The 26,527-nt window shown below is 73.3% G+C and carries 22 protein-coding genes; 8 read left to right on the forward strand and 14 right to left on the reverse strand.

Annotation, left to right across the window (positions count from 1 at the left end; all coding sequences use genetic code 11):
- Positions 1 to 397: 397 nt before the first annotated feature.
- A complete protein-coding gene (locus ACZ49B_RS34595; protein ID WP_468313981.1) occupies positions 398 to 1,405 on the reverse strand; it encodes a stage II sporulation protein M in 1,008 nt (335 codons plus the stop codon).
- Between the two features lie 111 nt (positions 1,406 to 1,516).
- Between ACZ49B_RS34595 and ACZ49B_RS34600 the strand changes: the two genes are divergently transcribed.
- Entirely contained in the window at positions 1,517 to 2,506 is a 990-nt protein-coding gene (locus ACZ49B_RS34600; RefSeq protein WP_468313984.1) for an RDD family protein, read from the forward strand.
- An 18-nt stretch (positions 2,507 to 2,524) separates the two neighbouring features.
- Positions 2,525 to 2,830 carry a hypothetical protein gene (locus ACZ49B_RS34605; RefSeq protein ID WP_468313985.1) on the forward strand — a complete coding sequence of 102 codons (306 nt, stop codon included), beginning with the start codon at positions 2,525 to 2,527 and terminating at the stop codon, positions 2,828 to 2,830.
- Between the two features lie 41 nt (positions 2,831 to 2,871).
- Here ACZ49B_RS34605 and ACZ49B_RS34610 read toward each other — a convergent pair whose 3' ends face one another.
- Together ACZ49B_RS34610 and ahcY are read right to left on the reverse strand one after the other, a co-directional pair.
- Positions 2,872 to 3,492 (reverse strand): hypothetical protein, encoded by a 621-nt coding sequence (locus ACZ49B_RS34610; protein ID WP_468313988.1) that lies wholly within the window; start codon positions 3,490 to 3,492, stop codon positions 2,872 to 2,874.
- 88 nt (positions 3,493 to 3,580) lie between these two features.
- On the reverse strand, positions 3,581 to 5,017 hold the full coding sequence (gene ahcY, locus ACZ49B_RS34615) for an adenosylhomocysteinase (RefSeq protein ID WP_468313990.1): 1,437 nt from the start codon (positions 5,015 to 5,017) through the stop codon (positions 3,581 to 3,583).
- Between the two features lie 291 nt (positions 5,018 to 5,308).
- On the opposite strand from ahcY, the gene ACZ49B_RS34620 reads away from it, so the two are divergent.
- Positions 5,309 to 7,375, forward strand: a complete 2,067-nt coding sequence (locus tag ACZ49B_RS34620; protein WP_468313992.1) for a fructose-specific PTS transporter subunit EIIC — start codon at positions 5,309 to 5,311, stop codon at positions 7,373 to 7,375.
- Positions 7,376 to 7,440: 65 nt separating this feature from the next.
- Positions 7,441 to 8,148 carry a signal peptidase I gene (lepB, locus tag ACZ49B_RS34625; protein WP_468313994.1) on the forward strand — a complete coding sequence of 236 codons (708 nt, stop codon included), beginning with the start codon at positions 7,441 to 7,443 and terminating at the stop codon, positions 8,146 to 8,148.
- Between the two features lie 84 nt (positions 8,149 to 8,232).
- Here the strand turns inward: lepB and ACZ49B_RS34630 are convergent, their stop codons facing one another.
- From ACZ49B_RS34630 to ACZ49B_RS34655, 6 genes are all read right to left on the reverse strand, one after another.
- Positions 8,233 to 9,168, reverse strand: a complete 936-nt coding sequence (locus ACZ49B_RS34630; protein WP_468313996.1) for a cation diffusion facilitator family transporter — start codon at positions 9,166 to 9,168, stop codon at positions 8,233 to 8,235.
- A gap of 93 nt (positions 9,169 to 9,261) precedes the next feature.
- Positions 9,262 to 10,419, reverse strand: coding sequence for a mannose-6-phosphate isomerase, class I (gene manA, locus ACZ49B_RS34635; RefSeq protein WP_468313998.1), 1,158 nt, complete (start codon positions 10,417 to 10,419; stop codon positions 9,262 to 9,264).
- Positions 10,420 to 10,458: 39 nt separating this feature from the next.
- Positions 10,459 to 11,592, reverse strand: a complete 1,134-nt coding sequence (locus ACZ49B_RS34640) for an SIS domain-containing protein (protein ID WP_468314000.1) — start codon at positions 11,590 to 11,592, stop codon at positions 10,459 to 10,461.
- 70 nt (positions 11,593 to 11,662) lie between these two features.
- Entirely contained in the window at positions 11,663 to 11,848 is a 186-nt protein-coding gene (locus ACZ49B_RS34645; protein ID WP_054222355.1) for a Trm112 family protein, read from the reverse strand.
- Positions 11,849 to 11,990: 142 nt separating this feature from the next.
- Positions 11,991 to 13,361 carry a phosphomannomutase/phosphoglucomutase gene (locus ACZ49B_RS34650; RefSeq protein WP_468314003.1) on the reverse strand — a complete coding sequence of 457 codons (1,371 nt, stop codon included), beginning with the start codon at positions 13,359 to 13,361 and terminating at the stop codon, positions 11,991 to 11,993.
- A gap of 82 nt (positions 13,362 to 13,443) precedes the next feature.
- The gene (locus ACZ49B_RS34655) at positions 13,444 to 13,875 is read right to left on the reverse strand and encodes a DUF3499 domain-containing protein (protein WP_468314075.1); all 432 of its coding nucleotides are present in this window, start codon (positions 13,873 to 13,875) and stop codon (positions 13,444 to 13,446) included.
- An 87-nt stretch (positions 13,876 to 13,962) separates the two neighbouring features.
- On the opposite strand from ACZ49B_RS34655, the gene ACZ49B_RS34660 reads away from it, so the two are divergent.
- Positions 13,963 to 14,442, forward strand: a complete 480-nt coding sequence (locus ACZ49B_RS34660) for a metallopeptidase family protein (RefSeq protein ID WP_468314006.1) — start codon at positions 13,963 to 13,965, stop codon at positions 14,440 to 14,442.
- Between the two features lie 40 nt (positions 14,443 to 14,482).
- On the opposite strand, the gene ACZ49B_RS34665 is transcribed toward ACZ49B_RS34660, so the two are convergent.
- From ACZ49B_RS34665 to ACZ49B_RS34675, 3 genes are all read right to left on the reverse strand, one after another.
- Positions 14,483 to 15,961, reverse strand: coding sequence for a DUF5719 family protein (locus ACZ49B_RS34665; protein ID WP_468314009.1), 1,479 nt, complete (start codon positions 15,959 to 15,961; stop codon positions 14,483 to 14,485).
- Positions 15,958 to 19,596: a glycosyltransferase family 2 protein gene (locus ACZ49B_RS34670; RefSeq protein WP_468314012.1), complete on the reverse strand. Its 3,639-nt coding sequence runs from the start codon at positions 19,594 to 19,596 to the stop codon at positions 15,958 to 15,960. Before ACZ49B_RS34670 ends, ACZ49B_RS34665 begins: the two co-directional genes overlap by 4 nt.
- Positions 19,597 to 19,798: 202 nt before the next feature.
- Entirely contained in the window at positions 19,799 to 20,062 is a 264-nt protein-coding gene (locus ACZ49B_RS34675; protein ID WP_003983763.1) for a WhiB family transcriptional regulator, read from the reverse strand.
- Positions 20,063 to 20,722: 660 nt separating this feature from the next.
- Here ACZ49B_RS34675 and ACZ49B_RS34680 point away from each other — a divergent pair.
- From ACZ49B_RS34680 to ACZ49B_RS34690, 3 genes are read left to right on the forward strand one after another with little or no spacing between them, the layout of a single operon-like run.
- Positions 20,723 to 21,232 carry a cysteine dioxygenase gene (locus ACZ49B_RS34680; RefSeq protein WP_468314015.1) on the forward strand — a complete coding sequence of 170 codons (510 nt, stop codon included), beginning with the start codon at positions 20,723 to 20,725 and terminating at the stop codon, positions 21,230 to 21,232.
- Positions 21,233 to 21,285: 53 nt separating this feature from the next.
- Positions 21,286 to 22,245 (forward strand): 2-phospho-L-lactate transferase, encoded by a 960-nt coding sequence (gene cofD / locus ACZ49B_RS34685; protein WP_468314018.1) that lies wholly within the window; start codon positions 21,286 to 21,288, stop codon positions 22,243 to 22,245.
- Positions 22,242 to 23,564 carry a coenzyme F420-0:L-glutamate ligase gene (locus ACZ49B_RS34690; protein WP_468314020.1) on the forward strand — a complete coding sequence of 441 codons (1,323 nt, stop codon included), beginning with the start codon at positions 22,242 to 22,244 and terminating at the stop codon, positions 23,562 to 23,564. Before cofD ends, ACZ49B_RS34690 begins: the two co-directional genes overlap by 4 nt.
- 9 nt (positions 23,565 to 23,573) lie before the next feature.
- On the opposite strand, the gene ACZ49B_RS34695 is transcribed toward ACZ49B_RS34690, so the two are convergent.
- On the reverse strand, positions 23,574 to 24,626 hold the full coding sequence (locus ACZ49B_RS34695) for a DNA-3-methyladenine glycosylase family protein (RefSeq protein ID WP_468314022.1): 1,053 nt from the start codon (positions 24,624 to 24,626) through the stop codon (positions 23,574 to 23,576).
- Positions 24,627 to 25,129: 503 nt separating this feature from the next.
- Entirely contained in the window at positions 25,130 to 26,524 is a 1,395-nt protein-coding gene (locus ACZ49B_RS34700) for a peptidoglycan recognition protein family protein (RefSeq protein ID WP_468314078.1), read from the reverse strand.
- Between the last annotated feature and the right edge of the window lie 3 nt (positions 26,525 to 26,527).

Raw genomic sequence — 26,527 nt, forward strand, 5'->3', positions numbered from 1 at the left:
TGAGTTCTCAAGGAACGGACGCTTCCTTTGTACTCACCCTCTCGGGCTTTCCTCCGGGCTTCGTTCTTCGTTTCCGACTCTATCAGACTCTTTCGTGTCCGATTCCCGGTCGAAGCGGGTTTCGCTTTCCAGGTCTTCGCTTTCGCGTTTTCCCTTTCCGGCGATGCCGACTCTATCAGAAGTTTTCCACCAGATTTCCCGGCTTCGGATTCCTGGATGAGGAGTCGACCGTGCCCCAGTGGAATTCAATTCCTTGGGGGCGAGAGAGATGCTAACCATCGCTGCCGAACTTGTCCAGTTCGAGGCAACCGTTGAAATCTACCTCCCCACGGCGGCTGTGTCAAGAGTCGCTGCGGGACGACGAGGAGACTAGCAGCTCAGCGGGGTCCTCCGCACATCAGGCCGCGGTCGGCAGGGTGGCCGTCTGGTCGGCGGCCTCCACGTCGCCCGCCTCGCCGGCGCGCGCGGCCCGGCCGCCCAGGACGTAGACGTACGCAAGGAACGCCGCCTCGGCGACGACGCCGATCGCGATGCGGGCCCAGGTCGGCAGGCCGGAGGGGGTCACGAAGCCCTCGATCAGGCCCGATACGAACAGGACGACCGCCAGGCCGATCGCCATGCCCAGCGCGGCGCGGCCCTGCTCGGCGAGGGCGACGCGGCGGGTGCGGGGGCCCGGGTCGATGACCGTCCAGCCGAGGCGGAGGCCGGTCCCCGCGGCGACGAAGACCGCGGTCAGTTCGAGCAGGCCGTGCGGCAGGATCAGACCGAGGAACACGTCGAGACGGTCGGCCGAGGCCATCAGGCCGATGCCGGTGCCGAGGTTGAGCATGTTCAGGAAGAGGATCCAGAGCACCGGAATCCCCAGGAACGCGCCCAGGACCAGGCATATCGCGGCCGCCTGGGCGTTGTTCGTCCAAACCTGCGCGGCGAACGAGCCCGCCGGGTTGCTCGAGTAGTACGTCTCGTACCCGCCGCCCGGCTTCGTGAGCGCCTTCAGGTCGTCCGGAGCCGCGATGGCGCTCTGGACGTCCGGGTGGGCGGCTATCCACCAGCCCGTGAGCACCGCGATCGCAACGGAGACCAGGGCCGTCGGTATCCACCAGCGGCGGCTTCGGTAGACCGCGGCCGGGAAGCCGACGGTGAAGAAGCGGGCTGCGTCGCGCCAGCCGCCGCGGCGGGCGCCGGTCACCGTCGCACGGGCACGGGCGACGAGCTGGGTCAGCCGGCCCGTCAGCCTGGGGTCGGGGGCGCTGGACTGGATCAGGGAGAGGTGCGTGGAGGCCCGCTGGTAGAGCGCGACCAACTCGTCCGCCTCGGCGCCGGTCAGCCGGCGGCCGCGGCCCAGCAGCTGTTCGAGGCGGTCCCATTCCGCCCGGTGGGCCGTCACGAAGACGTCGAGATCCATCCGGTTACCGCTCCCCTGCCCCAGGACCCTGCTTCTGCTTACTCCTACCGTGGTCAGCTTGGCAGACTGGATGACCACGGGGCGGGTCCGGTCACGGGAAAGGTGTGCAGGGTGAGCGATCTGGTGACGGGGGACGCGGTCGTCCTGGGTTTGCGGCCGGCGAGGCTGCCGAGCCGGGCGCTGGCGATCTTCCTCGACCTGCTCGTCTACTTCATCGGGTACCTGATCATCTCGATCGGGCTGACCGTCGCGACCGCCTCGCTGGACGTGGCCGCGCAGGCCGCGGTGTCGGTGGCGAGCTTCGTCCTGGTGCTGGTCGGCGTACCGATCGCCGTGGAGACGCTGTCCCACGGGCGCTCGCTCGGCAAGCTCGCCTGCGGGCTGCGCGTGGTGCGCGACGACGGCGGGCCGATCCGGTTCCGGCACGCGCTGGTGCGCGGGGCGATGGGCGTCGTGGAGCTGCTGGGGACCTTCGGAGCCGTGGCCTGCATCGCGTCGCTGGTGTCGGCGCGGGGGCGGCGGCTCGGGGACGTGTTCGCCGGCGCGCTGGTCGTCCGGGAGCGGGTCGCGGGGGCGCCGGTGATGCCCGTGCCTCCGCCGCCGCCCTGGCTGGCCGGGCGGTTCTCCGGGCTGGATCTGTCGGCCGTGCCGGACGGGCTGTGGCTGGCCGTACGGCAGTACCTGACGCGGATGAACCAGCTGGACCCGCAGGTGGGCGCCGCGATGGCGGCGAAGCTCGCGGACGATCTGGTCGCGCGTACGGGGACTCCGCCGCCGGTGGGGGTGCCGGCCGCCGCGTTCCTGATGGCGGTGGTGCACGAGCGGCAGACCCGCGACGCGGCCCGCGCCTTCGGCGCCGGTCCCGGTGCGCCCGGGGTGCCCGGGGCCGTGGCGGGCCTGCCCGGGACGGCCCCGGGGATGCCGCCCGCGTGGGGGCACCCGGCTCCCGGCGCCTCCGTACCCCGGGCCGTACCGCACGCGGGTCAACCGGTCCCGGCCCCGGGCGGGGCGCCCGCAGCGCCCGCCGCTCCGGTGGTGGCGCCCGCTCCGGCGGCTCCCGTGCCGCCGCGGCCCGCGACCGGGTTCGCGCCCCCGGCATGATCACCTAGCATGCGCGGCATGTCAGCGAACATCTCCTTCACCTTCCGCGTCACGGGCATCGAGGACGAGGCCCGGGCGCGGGCGGTCGTCGAGGAGCTCCGGGAGCTGATGCGGGACGAGAGCATCGGCGGCCAGGTGGGCATCGGCATCGTGCCGGAGGGCGGCGGGCACGTCGTCGCCGGCGGGACCGCCTTCCCGGTCTCCGTCAGCCGCGCCCACCTGTGGTGCCCGCAGTTCGAGAGGTCCCTCGCCTGGTACGCGAAGGAGGCCGCGCCTTCGGCGACGTGCGCGGTCGAGTGGAGCCACCCGGACGAGGAGCACTGACGCGCGGCCCGGCCACGAACCCGGGCCGGGGAGTGCAGGCCCTAGTCCTCGGGGAACGCCGAGGGCGGGGTCTCCAGGTGTTCGAGCTCGATGCCCGGGGCCGCGAGGACCACGTCCCCGGCCAGGTGGACCGTGTGGACCTCGCCGGTGTCCAGGGCGGTGACCCGGTACTCGTCCACCACGAGCGGCCCGCTGTCCGTTTCGTGCTCGGCGCGCCCCAGCAGCGCCCAGGCCTGGTCGACCGTACGGGGCGCCAGCACCGGGTCGGTGAGTGCGACGAGCCGGACCCGGGTGGCGGGGGCGCCGGGGGTCAGGCGCAGCAGGCGGGCCGTCGCGACGAGGAAGGCCGGCGAAGTGCCGGTGAAGCCGGCGGCGGGGACGTTGCCCTCGGTGGCCTCGGTGCCGGTGGGGTCGGAGCGCACCCAGGTGACTCCGTCGATGGCGGCGCCGCGGACCTGCCAGCTGGAGGCGTTCACCTCGAGGCGGATGGGGCGGCCGAGTTCGTCGACCGCCAGGTCGACCGAGCCGCGGTGGTCGCCGTCCGGGCCGGTGAGCTGGGAGACGTAGCGCCAGCCGGAGGGGCCGGGGGCGCAGTGGAAGTGCTCCTCGCCGAGCGGGGTGTGGTCGTGCGGGTCGTGGAGCGAGTAGCGGCCGCGGGGCATCGTGTCGGTCCTTGCCTGAGTACGGGGCAGGCCCCCGGCATCTCCGCCGGGGGCCTGGGTGACGTGCTGTCGCTGCTGCCGCGTGGGATCAGTAGCGGTAGTGGTCCGGCTTGTACGGGCCCTCGATCTTGACGCCGATGTAGTCGGCCTGCTCCGGGCGGAGCGTGGTGAGCTTGACGCCGAGGGCGTCGAGGTGGAGGCGGGCGACCTTCTCGTCGAGGTGCTTGGGCAGCACGTAGACGTCGGTCGGGTACTCCTGCGGCTTGGTGAAGAGCTCGATCTGGGCCAGGGTCTGGTCCGCGAACGAGTTCGACATCACGAACGACGGGTGGCCGGTCGCGTTGCCCAGGTTCAGCAGACGGCCCTCGGAGAGGACGATCAGGACCTTGCCGTCGGGGAACTTCCAGGTGTGGACCTGCGGCTTGACCTCGTCCTTGACGATGCCCTCGATCTTGGCCAGGCCGGCCATGTCGATCTCGTTGTCGAAGTGGCCGATGTTGCCCACGATCGCCTGGTGCTTCATCTTGGCCATGTCCGAGGCCATGATGATGTCCTTGTTGCCCGTGGTCGTGATGAAGATGTCGGCCGTCTCGACGACGTCGTCCAGCGTCGCGACCTGGAATCCGTCCATCGCCGCCTGCAGCGCGCAGATCGGGTCGATCTCGGTGACGATGACGCGCGCGCCCTGGCCGCGCAGCGACTCGGCGCAGCCCTTGCCGACGTCTCCGTAGCCGAACACGACCGCGACCTTGCCGCCGATGAGGACGTCGGTGGCGCGGTTGATGCCGTCGATCAGCGAGTGGCGGCAGCCGTACTTGTTGTCGAACTTCGACTTCGTCACGGCGTCGTTGACGTTGATCGCCGGGAACAGCAGCGTGCCCTCGGCCATCATCTCGTACAGGCGGTGCACGCCGGTGGTGGTCTCCTCGGTGACGCCGCGGATCTCGGACGCGAGCTGCGTCCACTTCTGCGGGGTCTCGCCGAGGGTGCGGTTCAGCAGGGTGAGGATGTGGCCGTACTCCTCGGAGTCCGCCGTGGACGGGTCCGGGGCGGAGCCGACCTTCTCGAACTCGACGCCCTTGTGGACGAGGAGGGTGGCGTCACCACCGTCGTCGAGGATCATGTTCGGGCCGCCGGTGGGGGTGTTCGGCCAGGTCAGCGCCTGCTCCGTGCACCACCAGTACTCCTCCAGCGTCTCGCCCTTCCAGGCGAAGACGGGGATGCCCTGCGGGTTCTCCGGGGTGCCGTTCGGGCCGACCGCGATGGCGGCGGCCGCGTGGTCCTGGGTGGAGAAGATGTTGCAGGAGGCCCAGCGGACGTCGGCGCCGAGGGCGACCAGGGTCTCGATCAGGACGGCCGTCTGCACGGTCATGTGCAGCGAGCCGGTGATGCGGGCGCCGGCCAGCGGCTGGGCCTCGGCGTACTCCCGGCGGATCGACATGAGGCCGGGCATCTCGTGCTCGGCCAGGGTGATCTCCTTGCGGCCGAAGGCTGCGAGGGAAAGGTCTGCGACCTTGAAGTCCATGGGTGCTGCTCCTCATGGTTCGAGAGGGTGGGTACGGCTGAGCCGCGCATCGCCTGTGGGGACGGTGCACCGAGCACTCAGTCCGTCGGGGGCCCTCTCTCCCCTCGGCCGGTCGCGAGGACCGCCCGACCGCCATCAGCAGCGACGCCTGACACTGACGACGAATCTACACCGAAACAAGGGCCGTCAGGCGGGCGGTATTCAGGTCTTCCGGTCTTTTCGACCGCCCCTCACGTGGTGGACGATGCCTGCGGATTCATTCAGATGCGCGGGGACGTGAAGGAGATTTCAGTGACCACTCCGGCCGACTCTCCCGGTGACGGGACCGCAGGCGGGCACGAGCGCCTGAAGCTGCTCGCCGTCACCGCGTGCCCCACCGGCATCGCGCACACGTACATGGCCGCGGAGAAGCTGCAGCAGGCCGCCGCGCGCCTCGGCATCGACATGAAGGTGGAGACGCAGGGCTCCATCGGGGCCGAGAACGTCTTCTCTGACAACGATGTCAGAGAGGCGGACGGGATCATCATCGCCGCCGACAAGGAGGTCGACCGTGAGCGGTTCGCCGGCAAGCGGGTGCTGTCCACCGGCGTCGCCGACGGCATCCGCCGGCCCGAGGAGCTGATCGAGCGCGTGCAGAGCGCGCCGGTGCAGGAGGGTACGGCGGCCCCCGCGGCGGGCGGTGGCAGCGGCGGGGGCGGCGGTGGTGGTGGCAGGGAGCGCAGCCTCGCGTACAAGGCCCTGATGAACGGCGTCAGTTACATGATTCCGTTCGTGGTGGTCGGCGGTCTGCTGATCGCCGTTTCGCTCGCGCTGGGCGGGCACGCCGCCTCCGAGGGGTACGTGATCCCCGAAGGCACCTTCTGGGCCCATGTGAACGCCATCGGCGGCATCGGATTCCAGCTGATGATCCCGATCCTGTCCGGCTACATCGCGTACGCCATCGGCGACCGGCCGGCGCTCGTGCCCGGCATGATCGGCGGTTTCATCGCGAACACAGGGTCCCTGTACGACTCCGAGGCGGGCGCAGGGTTCATCGGCGCCATCGTGACGGGCTTCCTGGCCGGCCATCTGGTCCTGTGGATCAAGAAGATCGAGGTCCCCAAGGTCGTGCGGCCGATCATGCCGATCATCGTGATCCCGATCGTCGCGACGACGACGCTCGGCCTGTTCTTCGTGTACGTCGTCGGCAAGCCCATCTCCTGGGTGTTCGAGAACCTGACGAGCTGGCTGTCGGGCATGACCGGGTCCAGCGCGGTCCTGCTGGGCGCGATCCTGGGCCTGATGATCGCCTTCGACATGGGCGGCCCTGTCAACAAGACGGCGTTCCTGTTCGGTACGGGGCTCATCGCCTCCGGGAACTACGCCGTCATGGGCATGTGCGCGGCGGCCATTCCGGTCATGCCGCTGGGCCAGGGCCTGGCGACGGTGCTGCGCCGCAGGCTGTACTCCGAGCAGGAGCGCGAGACCGGTATGGCGGCGCTGTTCATGGGGATGTTCGGCATCTCGGAGGGCGCGATCCCGTTCGCGGCGGCGCGGCCGGCGATCGTCATCCCGGCGAACATGCTGGGTGGTGCGGTGGCCGGTGCGATCGCCGGTGTGGCGGGCGTGGGCGACCACGTGCCGCACGGCGGCCCGGTCGTGGCGGCGCTGGGTGCGGTGGGCGGCGTGGGCTGGTTCCTGGCCGCCGTCGCGGCCGGCACCGCGGTCACCGCCCTGACCACGAACACGCTCATCGACGTGAAGGCGCGCCGGGGCGGAGGCCTCACCGTGACGGCCACGGTGCCGGGCCCGACCCCCGAGCCGGTGCTCGCCGGGGTCGGCGCGGGTCCGGATACCGGTACGGGAGCCGCGACGCAGACGGCCGTCTCCGCCGCTCCCGCCGGCGGGCCGGCCGACGAGCCGGAGGTGCTCTCCGGGTACCTGACCGGGCAGACGGTGAAGACGGAGCTGGCGGCGCACGAGAAGGAGGCGGCCGTCCGCGAGATGGCCGAGATGCTGGCCGCGACCGGCAACGTCCGGGACGTGGACGAGCTCGTACGGGTCGCCCTCGCCCGGGAGGCGCAGGGCACGACGGGTCTCGGCGAGTCCATCGCGATCCCGCACGCCAAGACCGATGCGGTGGCGCGGCCCACGGTGGGCTTCGCCCGGTCCGACGCGGGCATCGAGTGGGGCTCGCCGGACGGGACGAAGGCCCGGCTGGTCTTCATGATCTCGGTGCCGGAGGCCGCCGCCGGCGACGAGCACCTGCGGATCGTGGCGCTGCTGTCCCGCAAGCTCATGGACGCGGGCTTCCGCGAGCGCCTGCAGTCCGCCCCGGACGGCCCGGCGGTCCTCGACGTGCTCCGCGAGATCCGGTAGCCGACCGCAGCGCCGGCGCGGGCCCTTCGTACGATTCCGGTTCACGCCGTACGCGAGGGGGAGACATGGAACGCAAGCCCGGCCGAAGACTGGGTACCTGGGCTGTCGTGCTGTTGCTGGCCGGGGTGGTGGCCGTGGTGGGGGTCTTCGGTGGATTCCTCTTGCGCTACGGGGTGACCAAGTACCCGGGAGGGGCCATGCATCCCGCCTACGGGCCGGGCGAGACGGTGTTCTACCGGAAGTCCACCGCGGACCTGCGGCGCGGCGACGTCGTGGTGTTCCGGACGCCGGGGTGGGACCCGGCGGGGCCCCCCGCGAACCGCATGCTGCGCGTCGTGGCGGTGGGCGGCGATGCGATCGCCTACGTGCCCGGCAGCACGGCACCGACCCTCAACGGGCAGCCGCTCGCCGAGCCGTATCTGAACGGGGCGGATCCGGCGCCGGACAAGATCCGCTTCTCGGTCTTGGTGCCCGAGGGCAAGGTGTTCGTGATGGGCGACAACCGGGGGAACTCCGCCGACTCCCGCTACCACCAGGACGTTGCGGACGGGACGGTGCCGGTCGCGAACGTGCTCGGGGTGGTCGTCGACGGGAGCCGGCCGGTGTTCACCGTCGTCCCCCTGGTGGTCATGAGCGGTCTGCTCGCGCTGCCGGTCGGCACGGGGCTGGGGATCGCGGCGCTCGTCGCGCGTCGGCGGGCCGCGCGGCGGCCCCCGCAGGCCTGGCCGGTGGTGGTCGGGGCCGTGGGGCCCGTCGAGGGCTCGCAGGAGTAGACCGGGCAGGGCGCCCGTACGTACGAAGGCCCCCGCGGGGCGCGAGAGGCGCGGCGGGGGCCTGCGTGCGGGTGTGGCGGGGTGTCAGGCCTTGGCTGAGGCGTCCGACTCCGCGTGGTAGATGTCCGGTTCGAGGTAGATCACGCGGGCGATCGGGACCGCCTCGCGGATCCGGGCCTCGGCGGCGTTGATCGCGTCCGCCACCTGCGTCGCGGTGTCGTTGCCCTCGACCGCGATCTTCGCGGCGACGAGGAGCTCCTCCGGGCCGAGGTGCAGGGTGCGCATGTGGATCACGCGGGTGACGACGTCGCCGTCGACGAGCGCGGCCGCGATCTTCTCGACGTCCTCCGTGCCCGCGGCCTCGCCGAGCAGCAGGGACTTGGTCTCGGCGGCCAGCACGACGGCGATGACGAGCAGCAGGGTGCCGATGCAGAGGGTGCCGATGCCGTCCCAGACGCCGTTGCCGGTCGCGAGCGCGAGGCCGACACCGCCGAGGGCGAGGACCAGGCCGACGAGGGCGCCGAAGTCCTCCAGCAGGACCACCGGCAGCTCGGGGGCCTTGGCGCGCTTGATGAACTGGCTCCACGACAGGGAGCCGCGGATCTCGTTCGACTCCTTGATCGCCGTACGGAAGGAGAAGCTCTCGGCGACGATGGCGAAGACGAGCACGCCGATCGGCCAGTACCAGGCCTCGATGGGGTGCGGGTGCTGGACCTTCTCGACACCCTCGTAGATGGCGAACATGCCGCCGACGGTGAAGAGCACGATGGAGACGAGGAAGGCGTAGATGTAGCGCTCGCGCCCGTACCCGAAGGGGTGTTGCGGCGTCGCCTCGCGCTGGGCCTTCTTTCCGCCGAGGAGCAGCAGCCCCTGGTTCCCGGAGTCGGCCAGCGAGTGGACGCTTTCCGCGAGCATCGACGACGAGCCGCTGAAGGCGAAGGCCACGAACTTGGCTACAGCGATGGCGAGATTGGCGGCGAGTGCCGCCACGATCGCCCTGGTACCGCCCGACGCGCTCATGGGTTTCTGGAATCCCTTCCTCGGTACGGCACCCCTGCCCGGGGCGCCGCGCTACGGCGGCACATTGTTGCAGCCGTAGCCCCGGACGCCACGTCAGAGGGCGACGGTGGCCCGGAAGATGGTGCCGATTCCGGACAGTTCGACCTTTTCGCCTGCCGGGACGAAGACCGACTCGCCGGGGGACAGCGTCACTTCGCCGGCCTTCGGGCGGCCCGCCGTGCAGAGCAGGATCTGCGGGGCGTCGTCCGGGAGGGCGTGCGGGGCGGCGCCGGCGGCCAGGGCGAAGCGGGAGAGGCGGAATTCGTCGATGGGGGTCTCGTAGACCTCCTCGCCGTTGCCCTCGGGGCGCTGCACGGCCGGGTCGCCCGGCTCGAACCGCACGATCTTCAGCAGCTCGGGCACGTCCACGTGTTTGGGGGTGAGTCCGGCGCGCAGCACGTTGTCGGAGTTGGCCAGCAGCTCCACGCCGAGGCCGTCGAGGTAGGCGTGCGGGACGCCGGCGCCGAGGAACATGGCCTCGCCGGGCTGGAGTCGGACGTGGTTGAGGAGCATGGCCGCGATCACGCCCGGGTCGCCCGGGAAGTGGTGCACGAGCGAGGCGTACGGCGCGTACGGGCCCCCGAGGCGCTCGATCGCGGCGCCGGCCTCGGCCACCGTACGGGCCATCTCGGCGCGGTCCGCGGTCAGTACGGCGGTGAGCATCTCGCGCAGGGCCGCCTCCTCCGGGTGGGCCCGGAGCAGGTCGACGTACGGCTTGAGGGAGTCCACCCCGAGGCCGTCGAGCAGCTCGGCGGCCTCCAGCGGCGGGCGGAAGCCGCACAGGCCGTCGAAGGGGGTGAGCGCGCAGATCATCTCGGGCTTGTGGTTGGGGTCCTTGTAGTTGCGGTGGGCCGCGTCGACGGGGACCCCGCGGCGCTCCTCGTCGGCGTAGCCCTCTTCCGCCTGCGCGAGGTCGGGGTGGACCTGGAGGGAGAGCGGCGCCCCGGCGGCCAGGAGTTTGAGCAGGAAGGGCAGGCGGGGGCCGAACTTCGCGACGGTGGCCGCACCGAGTTCACGTTCCGGGTCGGCGTCGATGACCTCGGCGAGGGTGGTCTCACCCGCGCCGCGGTCGAGGCGGGAGGGGGCGCCGGGGTGCGCGCCCATCCACATCTCGGCCTGCGGCTCCCCGGTGGGTTCGACACCGAGGAGTCCTGGGATCGCGGTGGTCGATCCCCAGGCGTAGGGGCGGATCGTGTTCGTCAGGCGGTCCATCGGTCGTCTTTCTGGATATGGGCGGGCACGGTGCGTGCCTCAGCCGCGTCCCCTGGTCGCCAGGGCGAGGTAGGCGGTGGCGAAATCGGTGACGGCGAGGAGTTCGGCGAGCTGTTCCAGTTCGCCGCCTTCCTCCGGTTCGAGCTCGCTGATGGCCGTGTCGTGGCTGAGGGCGAGCTCGCGCGCGGCCGGGGCGGCGGTGAGGCCGCCCGTGGGCCGGTCGCGCAGCAGGACGATGCGGGCACGGAGGGCCTGGGGCTCCTCCACCCGGTCACGGAAGAAGTCTTCGGGGTCGGCGCCGGCGGCGAAGGAGCCGGCGAGCAGGACGCCGTGGGCGGGCAGCGCCTCGGGGAGATCGGCGGCCAGTGCGGGGCGGCCGGCGAGTTCGGCGAGGGTGGCGGCGAAGCGGCGGCCGGCCGGGCCCGCGCCGGCGCCCTCGCTCCAGATGAGCGGGAGGGTGTCGGCGAGCTCGGCGGCGAGGGTCTTGGCCGGGTTGGAGTACGTGGCGATGGCCGGTCCGCAGCGCTCGGCGGTGCGGTCGAGCCGGTCGGCGACGCGCTGGAGGGTGTCCGGGGCGGAGGTGATCAGCCCGACCTTGTCGAGGAGCAGGAGCAGCGGGGTCAGCAGGGCCCACAGGGCGCCGGGTCCGGCCGCGGCGGATTCGTCGTACTCCTGGTACGGCGCCTTGGCCATCGGTACGAGGAGCCCGTGCGCGCCGTCCACGGCCTCGCTCAGCGGGGAACGCTCGGGGGCGACGGCGACGACGGTGCAGCCGCGCCGGTAGGCCTGCTCGGCGAGGACGGCGAGCCCGGGTTCGGTGCCGTCGGTGGTGGCGATGAGCAGCAGGTCGACGGAGCCGGCCCAGCCGGGCAGCGCCCAGCGCAGGGCGCCGGCGGCGTGTGCGACGCCGGTGGGGTGCAGGCGGGTGACGGGCGCGGAGGCTCCGGCGAGGGCGCCGAGCAGGTCGGCGACGCCCGTGGCGGCCGTGCCGGGGCCTGCGATGAGGACGGCGCGGGGCCGGCCGTCGGGGCGCAGGTCGGCGAGGCCCGCCTCGGTCGCGTGCCGGGCTGCGGTACGGACTCTGGCCCCGGCCTCGGCGGCGCCGCGGAGCAGGCCGCGGCGGTCGGCGCGGGCGAGTTCGTCCGGTGCGTCGAGGAGCGACTCGTCGAGCATTGCGGCCTCCGGCGGTGGTGAGGGACCCAGGGTTGCGGAATCGGTCTCAGCTTCTGCGGCGCGGGGTGGGTCAGGCGGGGCGGCGGGCCTCGTCGACCAGGAGGACCGGGATGCCGTCGCGGACGGGGTACGCGAGGCCGCAGTCACGGCCGGTGCAGATCAGCTCGGGGGCCGTCTCGTCGGCCGACTTGTCCTCGAGGGGCGAGTGGCAGGCGGGGCAGGCGAGGATCTCCAGAAGGCCGGCTTCGAGCGGCATGGGCGCTTCCCTTCGAACATGCGGATTGGGCGAGGTCAGCGTACCGCCGAGTCACCTGCGGTGCGGCCCTGGGGCAGCGGGCGCGGACCCGGTCGGGTGCCGGGCGGGAGGCACGCTCGGCGTGTCCCGCCCGGCGGGTGCATCAGGCGCGGACGAGGGCCAGGACCTCGTCGCGGACCTTGGCGAGCTGCGCGGCGTCGCGGGCCTCGACGTTCAGGCGCAGCAGCGGCTCGGTGTTGGAGGCGCGCAGGTTGAACCACCAGTCGGCGGTGGTGACGGTGAGGCCGTCCAGCTCGTCGAGGGTGACGCCCTCCAGCGGGCCGTACGCGGCCTTGACGGCGGCGACGCGGTCGGCCTGGTCGGCGACGGTGGAGTTGATCTCGCCCGAGCCGACGTAGCGGTCGTAGGAGGCGACGAGGTCGGAGAGGGCACCGTCCTGGCCGCCGAGGGCCGCGAGGACGTGGAGCGCGGCGAGCATGCCGGTGTCCGCGTTCCAGAAGTCCTTGAAGTAGTAGTGCGCCGAGTGCTCGCCGCCGAAGATCGCGCCCGTCTTCGCCATCTCCTCCTTGATGAAGGAGTGGCCGACCCGGGTGCGCACCGGGGTGCCGCCGTTCTCGCGGACGACCTCGGGGACGGACCAGGAGGTGATCAGGTTGTGGATCACCGTGCCGGTGCCGCCGTTGCGGGCCAGCTCGCGGGAGGCGACCAGGGCGGTCACGGCGGAGGGGGAGACGCCCTCGCCGCGCTCGTCGACGACGAAGCAGCGGTCCGCGTCCCCGTCGAAGGCGAGGCCGAGGTCGGCGCCCTCGGCCTTCACGCGGGCCTGCAGGTCGACGAGGTTCTTCGGGTCCAGCGGGTTGGCCTCGTGGTTGGGGAAGGTCCCGTCGAGCTCGAAGTACATGGGTACGAGCTCCAGGGGCAGGCCCTCGAACACGGTGGGGACGGTGTGGCCGCCCATGCCGTTGCCCGCGTCCACGACCACCTTGAGCGGGCGGATGGAGCCGAGGTCGACCAGGGACTTCAGGTGCGCGGCGTACCCGGCGAGGGTGTCCTGCTCGGTGACCGTGCCGGGGACGGTGCCGGCCGCGATCGCGGGGGCGCCCTCGTCCGACCACTTCTCGGCGAGCTCACGGATGGTGGACAGGCCGGTGTCCTGGCCGACCGGGGCGGCGCCCGCGCGGCAGAGCTTGATGCCGTTGTACTGGGCCGGGTTGTGCGAGGCGGTGAACATCGCGCCGGGCAGGTCCAGCACGCCGGAGGCGTAGTAGAGCTGGTCGGTGGAGCACAGGCCGATCAGGGTGACGTCCACGCCGCGGGCGGCGGCGCCGCGCGCGAAGGCGGCGGACAGGCCGGGCGAGGAGGGCCGCATGTCGTGGCCCACGACTATCGCGGTGGCCTTCGTGACCTCCACGAATGCGGCACCGAACAGCTCGGCCAAGGCCTCGTCCCACTCGTCCGGTACGACACCACGTACGTCGTACGCCTTGACGATGTTCGAAAGATCTGCGGCCACTGCTGCCTGCCCTCCTGAAGGTCCTGTGCGGGGGGACCGACCCTACCTTGCGCGGAAGGCGGCCTCTCAAATCAGCGCAGGGTCAGGAATCGGGCGAACGCAGGACGCGCAGGTGTCCTCGACGGGTCTCCCCGGTGTTGCCGCCACCGCTGCCCGGACGGCTTCCTCCGGCCTCGGCGGCGCGGTCGTGGGGGCGGGCCGCTTCACGGACGGCGTTGGCCAGGGCTTCGAGGTCGTCGCCGCTCGGCCGGGACGGCGCGGAGCCGTCGGTGAGGCGCACGACGTCCCAGCCGCGCGGGGCGGTCAGGCGCTCGGAGTGCTCGGCGCACAGGTCGTAGCAGTGGGGTTCCGCGTAGGTGGCGAGCGGGCCGAGAACTGCGGTCGAATCGGCGTAGACGTACGTCAGTGTCGCGACGGCAGGGCGGCCGCACGCAGTGCGCGAACAGCGACGTACAAGGCTCACGACGTTGGACGGTACCGCACTCTTGACCGGGCCGCGACGACTCTCCCGCAGGCCACTCCCCCGTGTCGTGCCTGCGGAGGGACGCGGCGGGTCCGGAAACCCCCGGGTGGGAGGGGCTGCGGGGGCTACCCTGCGGGGGTGACGGACAGCCCCCTGACCCCCGGCCCGCCCCGCCCCGCCGAGCCTCCCGCCGAGCCGCGGCCGCGCCGTCGCGACCGGCACGGGCGCGGGATGCGCGGGCCGCTGGCCCCGCCGCAGGTGCCGCTGTCGGCGAGCCGGGCGGAGCTGTTCGGGGACCTCGTACGGGACTCGGTCGAGCGGCTGGAGCGGCGCTGGCCGCAGCTGGCGGAGGTGGAGTTCGTGGTCGCGGACGTCCCCGGACCGCCGGGCGGTCCGGACGCCGGCTGGAACGACGAGGCGGTGCCGCTCGGGGCGCTGTCGGAGGCGGCGGGCGCGGGGCGGCCGGCGCGGGTCGTGGTGTTCCGGCGGCCGGTGGAGATCCGCACGAAGAGCCGGGACGAGCGGGCGCTGCTCGTGCACGAGATCGTGGTGGAGCAGGTGGCGGAACTGCTCGGGCTGTCCCCGGAGACGGTCGACCCGCGGTACGGCCAGGACTGACCGGCCGTACCGCAGGCGCGAACTGCTGAGGGGTGACCCGCTAGCCCGTCAGGACCGTGAGGTCCTGGGTGGCCTTGGGGACCGAGACCATCGCGTGGTCGTCCGCCAGCGGCTGGATCGTGAACATCGGCGTGCCCTCGTGGGGCAGGGTCAGGGTGCGGGCCGCGTACACGGGGCCGCCGGAGACGGTCTCGACCGTCAGCGCGTAGGCGCCCTTGGCCCCCGCCGGGGCCAGTGACACCGTCTGCGTCGTACCCGCCTTGACCGTGACCTCCTTCGAGGCCGGCTCCCCGGCCTCCGTGCCCGCCGAGGCCGTCACCTTCACCTTCGCGTCGGCGCCGCCGACCGCCGTCAGCGAGAGCACCGTCGCGTTCTCGTCGGCACGGTTGTCGGCGACCGTGGCCCGGGTTCCCACCGGCCCGGTCGCCGGGACGAAGCCCAGGTCCTGCTTGGCGCCGCTGCCGCGGACCACGCGGACGGCCGCCACCACGGGCACGGCCTTCTTGTCCTTCGCCGGGGCCAGCAGCAGCGAGCCCGCCTCGCCGCGGGTCACGTCCTTCAGGTCGACGCTCGCGGTCATGCCGCCCTTGAGGTGCAGCTGCTCGTTGCCCGCCGGGCTGATCGAGCCGTTCGGCCCGGCCAGCTTGAGGGTGAGGTCCGCGTCCTCCTCGCCCGGTGCGAAGGCGACCAGCCGTACGGAGGTGGCGTCCGCCGGGATCCCGGGCAGCACCAGCGAGCCCGCCGGGTCGGTGGAGGCCGGCAGCCAGTCGGCTCCCACCCCCTCCTCGCCGACCTGCACGGAGGCGCCGACCCGGCCCGCACGGGTCGTCACATGGGCGGTGACGTCCGCGAGCTGGGCCCCGGGGGCGAGGGAGGACAACGAGACGGACTTGGTGGACCTGGGGTCGATCCGGATGTTCTCGCCGGTGCCGCCCTCGGACTTGACCGCCCCGTCCGGGCCGAACATCTTGATGTCGATCACGGCCGCGGTGTCGTCCGGGTTGGTGAGGTGCACGTAGTCCTCACGCCCCTTGGCCGTACTCGCGCCGGGGAACCAGAAGTCGGTGCCGGGCGTGGTGCAGCCGACGCCGAGGACGCCGCGGGCCCGGCCGACCGAGACCTTGGTGGTCTGCTGCGCGGTCCAGCCGGGGGCCAGGATCCCGTCGGCGACACCCACCAGTGCGGGCGCCTCCGCTCCGGAGGCGGCGGCCCCGGCCGGCTTGCCGCGCTCCTTGAGCTCGAGCACCGCCTTGGCCTCCTTGGTCGCGCCGAGGAGGCGGGCCGTGCCCTTGCCGCCGCCGGCCGCGCCGGGGGTGATCGCCGTGTACGTGGTCTCCGCGATGTCCGAGGAGCTGGGCGCCGGGCAGACCAGCGCGGACCGCTCCACCGGCATCCGGGCCGCGGCCGCCGTCCGGTCGTCGGCGGCCGGGGCGGCGGGGGCGGTGAGGTATCCGACGCCGGTGACGGCCGCCAGGGCCGCGGCCACCGCCGCCAGCGTCAGGGGTGCGCGCTGCTTCACTGCTGGGGGCTCCCGTCCGGACGCTGGTCGTGCTGTCCGTAGGTGTCGTACGGCTGCTCGTAGGGCGGGTAGGGGTACGGCTGCTGCGGGTACCCCTGCTGGGGGTCGTAGCCCTGCTGGGGGTCGTAGCCCTGCTGGGGGTAGGGGTACTGCTCGTACTCCGGGGCCTGGGTCGGCGCCGGCACGTACGGCTGCTGGGACTGCTGGGACTGCTGGTCGTACGCGTAGCCCTGGTCGCCGTAGGCCTGGTACGCGTACGACTCCTCCCCGTACACCGGCTGCGCCGGGATCTCCGCGTACGGATCGGCGACCGCGCCCGCGGGCTCCTCGGCGGCGGCGGTCGCGGCGGCCGCGGACTCCGCCTCCGCGCGCAGCCGGCGGGCCCGGCGGCCTTCGCCGCCCTCGCCCGCGGCGGCCCTGTCGGCGGCCTCCGCCTCCTCCTCGGGCAGGTCGTCGTCGAGGCTCGTCCGGCGGCCGGGCAGGGCCATGACGAGCAGCACCAGCGCGAGCAGCCCCTGGGCCCAGTGCCAGGCGGTCCGGGTCAGCGCGTCCTCGTGGACGAGGTCGAGGCGGCCTCCGGCGGCGGGCAGTTCGAAGCCCTGCGCCCAGCCGTCGAGGGTCTTGGGCTCGAGGGGCTTGCCGTCGAGGGTGGCCTGCCAGCCGGGGGCGGCCCGGTCGGCGATGCGCAGCATGCGTCCCGCTGCGCCCGCCGGGATCTTGGTGTGGACCTCGACGGGGCCGGAGGCGACCGGGATGGGGGCCTCGCCCGGCTTGCCGGAGACGATGGCGGCGCGGGCGACCTGGCGGTCCACGCGCCACAGTGCGCTGCCGTCGAGCTGGCTGAGGCGGCTGAGGCCCGGGGTGGCGTCGAGGACCTTGCGCATCTGCTGCGGGGCCCCGTCGCGGACCAGGATGTAGCGGATGGCGAAGCCGCTGAGCTGGTCGGTCTGGTCGGCGCCGGAGCCGGCGACGAGGCTGGAGACGACCTTGTCGAGCTGGGGGCTGCTGCCGGCCGCGGCGGCGCGTTCGGCGTCGCCGAGGCGGCCGCCGGAGCCGCGGACCAGGGTGTACGAGACGGTGGCGGGCGAGGTGCCGCCGAGGACGAGGGTGCGAGCCTGGTCGCGGGTGCCGCTCTCCTCGGCGACGAACGCGGGGACCTGGACCGGGTCGCGCCGCTCCAGCGGGCCGTCGGCGCCGCTGATCATCCAGCCGGCGGCGCCGAGCAGCGGGCCGGCGGCGGCGCCGAGCGCGATCAGCGCGGCCAGCGGCTGGCGCCAGCCGAAGCTGCTGGCGGCGACCCGCTCCCTGGCTCCCTCGGCGCCGACGGCGGCGGCCGCGAGGAGGGCCAGTCCGTAGACGAGGGTGGCGGGTCCGGCCCAGCCGGTGCGGTTGACGACGACGGCCAGGAGCAGGGCGGCCAGGGCGGCGGCCCAGGCGGTGCGGACGGCGAACCGGCGCTCGGCGCGCAGCAGGGCGGCCAGGGCGGCCAGGACGATGCCGATGAGCAGCAGGCCGCCGGCGGTACGGGGGCCGCCGGGGCTGATGCCGAGCAGGTCCAGGGCGGTGGCCGAGCCGGATCCGTACGCCAGGCCGGCCTCGTCCAGGAGCCGGCCGGGGTGCATGAGCAGGCTCAGCGACCAGGGGGCGAGCACGAGGAGCGGGACGGCGAGGGTGGCGAGCAGCCGCAGCCCGTACGTCTTCCACTCGGCGCGGCGCAGCACGAGGGCGGCGGTGCCGAGGACGGCGGCCAGCGGCCACACGACGGGCGTGAAGGCGGTGGTCAGGGTCAGCAGGAGGGTGTACGTCCACACCGGGCGCCAGCCGGACCGTTCGCCTTCGGCTGCGCCGAACCCGAACGCGGCGACGGCCGAGCGGGCGATGAGCGGGAGCAGGATCGCGAGGACGGCGGTGCCGAGGCGGCCGCCGGCCAGCGCGCCGGTGACGGCGGGCAGGAAGGCGTAGGCGACGGCGGCCCAGGCGCGCAGCAGCCGGGACTCGACGAGCGGCCGGGAGGCGAAGTAGGCGGTGAGCCCGGCGAGCGGGACCGAGCAGACCAGCAGCAGGGTCAGCGCCGCGCTCGTGGAGCCGAACAGCACGGTGGCGAAGGCGCCGAGGACGGCGAGGTACGGGGGCGCTCCGGCGGTGGAGCCGGCGGCGACGGGCTGCCAGTCGTCGGTGTAGCTGCGCCAGAGGGCGAGCCCGCTGTCGGGGGCGGGCAGCAGGGCGCCGCCCATGAGGGAGCCGCCGCCGAGCAGGGCGCGGCAGGCGATGACGGAGACGAGCAGGAGGAGGGCGAAGAGGACGGGCGCGGGGTTGCGGGCGATCCGCTTGAGGCGCGCGAACTGTTCGATCTCGAGGTAGTCGGCGTCGTCGCCGCCGGGGCCGGACTCGACGGCTCCGCCGTGCCGGCCGATGGCGGCCGTGTCGGTGTCCCGGTCGCCGCCGAAGTACCCGGCGAGCTGTTCGGCGTTGGCCCGCAGGCTCGCGCCGGGCGGGGGGAACAGGGGGCGCAGTTCCTTGGCGGGGACGACGGGGCGGCCGCGTCTGCGGCGGGCGCCGAGGATCCGGCCGGGGCGCAGCAGGGCGGCGAGGAGGCCGGTGATCTCGTCGACGGCCTGGCCGGGGGCCTTGCCGACGAGGTAGGCGAGGGTGCGGAGCACGGTGCCGACGAGCAGGCGCAGCAGGACGTACGGCAGGGCGCGCCCGGAGCTGTTGGCGAGGACCGTGTAGACGGCTCCTGCCTTGTCGACGCGGTGCGGGCTGGAGCTCGTACGTCCGGCGCAGTCGACGGTGCGGCGCTCGCGGGCGGCGGCCTCGGCGTGCCGCAGGACGGCGTCGGGGGCGACGAGGACGGTGTGGCCGGCGCTCTGGGCGCGCCAGCAGAGGTCGACGTCGTCGCGCATGAGGGGCAGGCGGCGGTCGAAGCCGCCGAGGGCCTCGTACACGTCGCGGCGCACGAGCATGCCGGCGGTGGAGACGGACAGGACGGGGCGGACCTGGTCGTGCTGGCCCTGGTCCTGTTCGCGGCGGTCGAGGCCGGTCCAGCGGCGGCCGCTGCGGGCGATGGTGACGCCGGCCTCGAGGAGCTGCTTCTTGTCGTACCAGCCGCGCAGCTTGGGGCCGATGACGGCGGCGTCGGGGTTGTCCTCGGCGACGCGCAGCAGTTCGGTGAGGGCGTCGGGCTCGGGGGCGCTGTCGTCGTGGAGCAGCCAGAGCCACTGGACGGGTTCGCCGTGGGGGAGCTCGGGGAGGTCGTAGGCGTCGTCGCGCCAGGTGCGGCTGACGGGGTCCCAGCCGCTGGGGCGCTTGAGGTACGGGAGGTCCTCGGGGCTCAGGGTGCCCGCGGTGCGGGCGGCTTCGTCGACGGCGGCGCCGAAGCCGGTGCGGCGGGCGAGGTGGAGGACGCGGTCCTCGCCGAGGGCCTCGCCGAGCAGGCGCGCGGATTCGTCGGCGCTGCCGGTGTCGGCGGCGACGTGGTTCTGCGCGGGGCGTTCCTGGCCGAGGAGGCCGGCGAGCGTCCTGGGCAGCCAGCGGGCGCCGTCGTGGGCGACGAGGACCGCGGTGACCACGTGCCGGGGGAACTCGGGTGTGGCGGCAGCCTGGTAGGAGGCCGTCGACTGGCTGTGCAGGGACATCGCTCTACTGGCCCTCCGGCCTGGGGATCCCCCCGGACACGGTCCGGGGAGTGGGTCCGGGGGTGGTTGTGCTCCCGGAGGCTGCTGGACAGCGCCCCACACTAACGGCTGGGAACACAGCGGTCCGCCTCCTGCGGGGAAGGTGCAGGAGGCGGACCGTTTGCTCTGCTCATTGCTTTGTTCTGCAGTCTTGCTCCGAAGCTCAGACCGCTGCTTTTTTCAGCCGTCGGCGTTCGCGCTCGGACAGGCCGCCCCAGATGCCGAATCGCTCGTCGTTGGCGAGTGCGTACTCGAGGCATTCGGAGCGGACCTCGCAGGCGAGGCAGACCTTCTTGGCCTCGCGGGTGGAGCCGCCCTTCTCGGGAAAGAAGGACTCGGGGTCGGTCTGGGCGCAAAGAGCGCGCTCCTGCCATCCGAGCTCTTCGTCCGCCTCCTCGACCAGCAGTTCCTGAAACAGCTCGGTCATGTGCGCCCCTCGCTCTGTCTGTGCGTCCCCGTGGTGGTGCCGTTACTGATCGCTACGTAACGACACGAGTGAAATTACAAGTGGGCCGCTCCAGCGCAGTCAAGCCGAGATCTGCTATTGGGCCCCTTATTCACTCTGCGGAACCAAGCGTATGCAGAAAGTGTTCATATCGCCAAAAATCGTGACACATGCCACTGGCGCCCCACTGTGCCCCTGTTCACCCGCAATCGACGTGCCACTCCGCGGTGCGGTTGCGATCAAGCCAAAGAAGCGGCGCAGATCACATTCCGGTCACGGAGCGGCGTGTCGTTGTGGCCCGGGTGGTGCAGGCAGTTCGAGCGGGACGACGCGTGACGTGCAGCGCCACCTCCCCTGCATCGGTATGCACAAACCTTTCTCCGAGCACAGCAACCGGATCAGATGAAACTTTCGCGACAAACGAGGCATTGGGTTGACAGTCCGGCCTCCGACCCGGTCTCCTTGTCCCCATGTCAGTGACCTCAGCAACCACCCGGACCCCCATTCGTGGGTTCCTGTGCGCTGCCCAGGTTCGCTGTCGCTGTTGCTGCTGTTGATGCCTTCGGAGCCCCCGGCTCCCCTGAGCTCCGGCCACCCCCACAGCGACCGCCAGCACGACTGACATCCATCGAGGACCCCCCGATGAACACCACTCCCGCAACCGTCGAGAGCGACCTCCAGATCGCCGGCGACATCCTCTCCGTCCAGCACCTCCTGCAGCCCGCCCGCGAGCACCCGGCCACCGTCGCCGAGTTCGTCGGCCTCGCGCGCACCATCGCCGCGAACCGCGCCGAGTGGGAGCACCTGGTCGAGTACGACGCCACCACCCGCTGGTACCACCGGCTGCGCACCGGCCCCGGCTACGAGGTCTGGCTGCTCAGCTGGGTCCCCGGCCAGGGCAGCGGCCTGCACGACCACGGCCCCTCCTCCGGCGTCCTGACCGTCCTCGACGGCGAGCTCACCGAGCACGGCCCGCGCGGGCCGCTGGCCCTCGGCGCCGGCGCCCAGCGCGTCTTCGCCCCCGGGTACGCCCACGAGGTCGTCAACGACGGCCTCGACGGAGCGGTCAGCCTGCACGTCTACTTCCCGGGCCTGACCGAGATGCCGATGCACCACTGCTCCCCGGCCCGGCCCGAGGCCCTTTCCGTCTGACGCGACCGGACCGCGTCCGACCCGGCCGGGCCAGGCCTGACACACTTCGCTGCATGCGCATTGTTGTTCTGGCCGGCGGCATCGGCGGCGCCCGTTTCCTCCGCGGCCTCAAGGCCGCGGTTCCCGACGCGGACATCACGGTCATCGGCAACACCGGTGACGACATTCACCTGTTCGGGCTGAAGGTGTGCCCCGATCTGGACACGGTGATGTACACCCTCGGCGGTGGCATCAACGAGGACCAGGGCTGGGGACGCACCGACGAGTCCTTCACCGTCAAGGAGGAGCTCGCGGCGTACGGGGTCGGACCCACCTGGTTCGGCCTCGGCGACCGCGACTTCGCCACCCACATCGTCCGTACGCAGATGCTCGGAGCGGGCTACCCGCTGAGCGCGGTCACCGAGGCGCTCTGCGACCGCTGGCAGCCCGGGGTCCGGCTGCTGCCCATGTCCGACGACCGCGTCGAGACCCACGTCGCCGTCAACGACCCCGAAACCGGCGAGCGCCGCGTCATCCACTTCCAGGAGTACTGGGTCCGGCTGCGCGCCTCGCTCGACGCCGAGGCCGTCGTACCCGTCGGCGCGAAGCAGGCCAAGCCCGCTCCCGGCGTGCTCGAGGCCGTCGCGGCCGCCGACCTGATCGTCCTCCCGCCGTCCAACCCGGTCGTCTCGGTCGGCACCATCCTCGCCGTGCCCGGCATCCGCGAGGCCGTGGCCGCAGCCGGGGCGCCCGTCGTCGGCCTCTCCCCCATCGTGGGGGGCTCTCCCGTGCGCGGGATGGCCGACAAGGTGCTGGCCGCCGTCGGCGTCCAGTCCACCGCCGCGGCCGTCGCCCTGCACTACGGGAGCGACCTGCTCGACGGCTGGCTCGTGGACACCTCCGACGCGGACGCGGTCGCCGAGGTGGAGGCCGCCGGGATCGCCTGCCGCGCGGTGCCGCTGATGATGACCGACCTGGCCGCGACCGCCGCGATGGCCCGCGCCGCGCTGGAGCTCGCGGAGGCCTCCCGGTGAGCGTTCCGTCCGCTCCCGCCCCTGCCCCCGTCCCCTCGTACGAGGTGCGCGCCGTCGCCGGGATCCCGGAGGTCCGCCCGGGCGACGACCTCGCGCGGCTGATCGCCGCGGCCGGGCCGGGGCTGCGGGACGGGGACGTCCTGCTGGTCACCTCGAAGATCGTCTCCAAGGCGGAGGGCCGGATCGTCCGCGCCGACTCCCGCGAGGACGCCATAGACGCGGAGACCGTACGGGTCGTCGCGCGCCGGGGCCCGCTGCGGATCGTGGAGAACCGGCAGGGGCTGGTCATGGCGGCGGCCGGCGTCGACGCCTCGAACACCGAGCCCGGCACGGTGCTGCTGCTGCCCGAGGACCCCGACGCCTCGGCCGCCGCGATCCGCGCCGGCCTGCGCGAGCTGCTGTCCGTCGACGTCGGCGTCATCGTGACCGACACCTTCGGGCGGCCGTGGCGCACCGGGCTCACGGACGTGGCGATCGGCTCGGCCGGGGTGCGGGTCCTGGACGACCTGCGCGGCGGTACGGACGCCCACGGCAATCCGCTGAGCGCGACGATAGTGGCCACGGCGGACGAGCTGGCCGCGGCCGGAGACCTGGTCAAGGGCAAGGCGGCGGGGCTGCCGGTGGCGGTCGTACGCGGGCTGGGCCACGTACTGGGCGACGGTTCGGCGGCGGCCGATCTGGTGCGCTCGCCGGCCGACGACATGTTCCGGCTGGGCACGTCGGAGGCGGTACGGGAAGCCGTGACGCAGCGCCGTACGGTACGGGCCTTCACGGCGGACCCGGTGGACCCGGGCGCGGTCCGCCGGGCGGTGGCGGCGGCCGTGACGGCCCCGGCGCCGCACCACACGACGCCCTGGCGGTTCGTCCTGCTGGAGTCGGCGGCGGCGCGGCTGGAGCTGCTGGACGCGATGCGGGACGCGTGGGTCGAGGACCTGCGGCGGGACGGCAAGTCCGAGGAGTCCATCGCGCGACGGGTCCGGCGGGGCGATGTGCTGCGGGGTGCCCCGTACCTGGTGGTGCCGTGCATGGTGACGGACGGCGCGCACGACTACGGGCACGCCCGGCGCGATGCGGCCGAGCGGGAGATGTTCGTGGTCGCGATGGGCGCGGGCGTGCAGAACTTCCTGGTCGCGCTGGCCGGGGAGCGGCTGGGCTCGGCGTGGGTGTCCTCGACGATGTTCTGCCGGGACGTGGTGCGCAAGGTGCTCGGGCTGCCGCAGGGCTGGGACCCGATGGGCGCGGTGGCCGTGGGCCATGCCGCGACGGCTCCGGCGCAGCGGCCGGCGCGGTCGGCGGAGGACTTCATCGAGGTCCGGTAGGGCCGCCCGTCACAGGCGCCCGATGTCCGTCTTGCGCATCTTCGGGGCGCGGCGGGGCGGTGCGTGGCCCGCGAGGAGCACCAGGCGGGCCGCGCGGTGGCGCTGGCCGGCGTACGGGGCGAGCAGCTCCAGCATGGCGGCGTCGTCGGCGTCCCGGTCCCCGGCGAGGGCGTAGCCGATGATGCCGGGCAGGTGCAGGTCGCCGGTGGTGACCGCGTCGGCGCAGCCGTTGCTGCGCTGGAGGGTCTCGGCGGAGGTCCACGGGCCGATGCCGGGTACGGCTTCCAGCCGGGCCGCGGCCTGCGGGAGTTCCATGGTGGCGGCCTCCTCCAGCCGGTTCGCCACCCGGGCGCAGCGGACGATCGTGGCGGAGCGCTTGGCGTCGACGCCGGCCTTGTGCCAGTCCCAGGACGGGATCAGCGCCCAGGCCCGGGCGTCGGGCATGACGTACAGGCCCGGCGGGGCGTGCCGGGGGCCGGGGGCGGGCTCTCCGTACCAGGACACCAGGCGGCGCCAGGCGCGGTACGCCTCGTCGGCGGTGACCTTCTGCTCCAGGACGGTCGGGATCAGGGACTCCAGGACCAGTCCGGTACGGGTGAGGCGGAGGCCGGGGCGGCGGCGGTGGCTGGCGTGCAGGAGGCGGTGGCGGGGGACGAAGGCGGCGGGGTCGTCGCCGTCACCGAGGAGGGCGGGGAGGCGGTCGAGCATCCACTCGGCTCCGGGGCCCCAGGCCTCTGCTTCGGCCGTACCGGTGCCTCGGCCCAGTGCCACGCGGAGGGTGGCGGGGCCCTGGGGGGTGCGGGTGGTCTTCCAGACGGAGCCGTCGGGGGTGGTGCGGAAGGTGGGGTCGCCGGGGCCGCGTCTGAGCGGGCCGAGCGTGAGCCCGAGGTCGACGACGCCCGCGGGGGTCCAGGTTCGGGCCAGGGCCGGGGTCCCGGTCCGGCCGGGCCCGGTTTCGGCCCCGGGCCCCGTTTCGGCCCCGGGCCCGGTGGTGCCTGCGGGCACGGTGGTGCGGCCGCCGCGGACGGCGGTGCGGGTGAGGGGGTCGAAGCGGCCTGCCATGCCATTGAGCGTAGCCCTGCGGGGCTGGTCCCCTACCCGCCCTTCCACCTTTCCCCGGGCTCCGCCCGGACCCTGCACGGCTGCGGCGGTCCTGCTGGGGGCTCCGCCCCCGGACCCCCGCGCCTCGAGCGCCGGCGGGGCTGGATTTCGCCTAGGGCCTGTCTTTGGGATCAGGCCGGATCAGGGAGCGGGGCCTGGTGGGTGCGATCGCAAGGCGCAGGAGGGAGCCAACGCGGTGGGGGCACCTCCCGGCGGTAGCTGGGGGACGCTGGCGAGCGACGACAACGCGACGAGCGCGCGTGCCAGGCCCCCGCGAGCCCGGCGTGATCCGAAGGAGGCCCTAGGGGGTGTCTTGCCGATCAGGCCGGATCAGGGAGCGGCGTCCGGTGCGTGCGATCGCAAGGCCGAGGAGGGAGTCGACGCGGAGCGTCGGCGAGTGACGAGAACGCGGCGAGCGCGCGTTGCCGGACGCCGCGAGCCCGGCCTGATCGACAAGACGCCCCCTAGGGACGGCCCTGGAGTTTGGCCGCGGAGGTGCGGGTGGGGGGCAGTTGGCCGTAGAGCAGCTTGCCCGGGCATTCCGTGGCGAAGCCGTCGCGGTGGCCCGAGATGACGTTCAGCTTCACGTTCGTGCCCTTCGCGAAGCGGTTGCCGCCGCCCGACTTCAGGGTGGTCTTCGCCCGCGGGTCCCGGTTGAACAGGCCGAGCTTCCACGCCGTCAGCTGGGCCACCGCCTTCACCGCGGCGGCGGGCGGCGCGGTGGTCGTGTACGTGCCGAGCACCGCGATACCCATGCTGTCCGTGTTGAAGCCCATGGTGTGTGCGCCTTGCACCGCCTTGGCGACCCCGCCCGCCCGGCCCTCGTACACCGTGCCGCACTTGTCGACGGCGAAGTTGTAGCCGATGTCGCGCCAGCCGCTGCTGACCACGTGGTAGCGGTACAGGCTGCGCAGCACTTTCGGGGCGTCCTTGCAGGTGTAGTTGTTGCCCGAGGCGCTGTGGTGGACGAAGGCGGCCTTGACCGTGCTCGTATAGACGAAGCCCGCCTCGCGCAGGGATTCGTCCGCGCCCCAGCCCAGCCGCGTGACGATCCGCGGCCGCGGGCCGATGTACGGGCGGGCCGCCGCGCTGAGGGTGCCGTCGCTGGCGAGGACGGCGTCGGCGGTGGAGTCCGCCTTGTTGAGCTCGGTGATCTCCATCGCGCCGAGCTCGGCCAGCGGGACGTTGGCGGAGGAGGACTCCGCCGTCTCCATGGACATGCCGGGCAGGGCCTCCACGTCGCCCTTGTCGTCGCCCTCGGGTTCGTCGGAGGTGCCCGAGGCGCCGTTCTTGGCGTCGACCACCGTCACCGGGTCCGTCGCGCCCGGGTCGATGAGTTCGATCCGCATGCCGGACGGGAGCCGGGCCGCCGCGCGGGTGGCCGGGGCTCCGGGTTCCGCCTGGACGCGGACCTCGACGCCGTCGGAGTCGCCGACCCACAGCGGGGCCGTGCTGCCGCGGACCCGGCCGGTGCCGCTCTCCGCGGTGCCGAGGTCGGGGGCGTGTTCGCTGTTGTGGGTCTCGAGGTCCTGCCAGTCGGACCAGGTCCCGGTCGCCACCGCGCGGGTGCGGACCTGGACCTGGCCGAACAGCTGGGTGCTCGCGTCGTCCCAGACGACGCCGACCAGCGAGAACCGCTTCACCTCGCGCGGCGGCAGACCCTGGGTCTCGGGCAGCCGCGGCGAGGCGCTCATGCCGGGGACGCCGGGGGACCGGTCGGTCGCGGGCCCCAGGGGGGCGAGCGGCAGCGACTGGGTCGACCCGGCTGGGGCCACGGGGGCGGGGGGGGGGGGGGGGAGGGGGGGGGGGGGGGGGGGGGGGGGGGGGGAGGGGGGGGGAGGGAGGGGGGGGAATCCCACCCC

The organism is Streptomyces sp. NPDC031132 (assembly GCF_055570595.1).

What these genes read in the sequence shown, in the direction of transcription:
- ACZ49B_RS34595 (WP_468313981.1), bottom strand. Translation starts at nt 1,405, where the DNA reads ATGGATCTCGACGTCTTCGTGACGGCCCACCGGGCGGAATGGGACCGC.
- ACZ49B_RS34605 (WP_468313985.1), top strand. Translation starts at nt 2,525, where the DNA reads ATGTCAGCGAACATCTCCTTCACCTTCCGCGTCACGGGCATCGAGGAC.
- ACZ49B_RS34610 (WP_468313988.1), bottom strand. Translation starts at nt 3,492, where the DNA reads ATGCCCCGCGGCCGCTACTCGCTCCACGACCCGCACGACCACACCCCG.
- ahcY (WP_468313990.1), bottom strand. Translation starts at nt 5,017, where the DNA reads ATGGACTTCAAGGTCGCAGACCTTTCCCTCGCAGCCTTCGGCCGCAAG.
- lepB (WP_468313994.1), top strand. Translation starts at nt 7,441, where the DNA reads ATGGAACGCAAGCCCGGCCGAAGACTGGGTACCTGGGCTGTCGTGCTG.
- ACZ49B_RS34630 (WP_468313996.1), bottom strand. Translation starts at nt 9,168, where the DNA reads ATGAGCGCGTCGGGCGGTACCAGGGCGATCGTGGCGGCACTCGCCGCC.
- manA (WP_468313998.1), bottom strand. Translation starts at nt 10,419, where the DNA reads ATGGACCGCCTGACGAACACGATCCGCCCCTACGCCTGGGGATCGACC.
- ACZ49B_RS34640 (WP_468314000.1), bottom strand. Translation starts at nt 11,592, where the DNA reads ATGCTCGACGAGTCGCTCCTCGACGCACCGGACGAACTCGCCCGCGCC.
- ACZ49B_RS34645 (WP_054222355.1), bottom strand. Translation starts at nt 11,848, where the DNA reads ATGCCGCTCGAAGCCGGCCTTCTGGAGATCCTCGCCTGCCCCGCCTGC.
- ACZ49B_RS34670 (WP_468314012.1), bottom strand. Translation starts at nt 19,596, where the DNA reads ATGTCCCTGCACAGCCAGTCGACGGCCTCCTACCAGGCTGCCGCCACA.
- ACZ49B_RS34675 (WP_003983763.1), bottom strand. Translation starts at nt 20,062, where the DNA reads ATGACCGAGCTGTTTCAGGAACTGCTGGTCGAGGAGGCGGACGAAGAG.
- ACZ49B_RS34680 (WP_468314015.1), top strand. Translation starts at nt 20,723, where the DNA reads ATGAACACCACTCCCGCAACCGTCGAGAGCGACCTCCAGATCGCCGGC.
- cofD (WP_468314018.1), top strand. Translation starts at nt 21,286, where the DNA reads ATGCGCATTGTTGTTCTGGCCGGCGGCATCGGCGGCGCCCGTTTCCTC.
- ACZ49B_RS34695 (WP_468314022.1), bottom strand. Translation starts at nt 24,626, where the DNA reads ATGGCAGGCCGCTTCGACCCCCTCACCCGCACCGCCGTCCGCGGCGGC.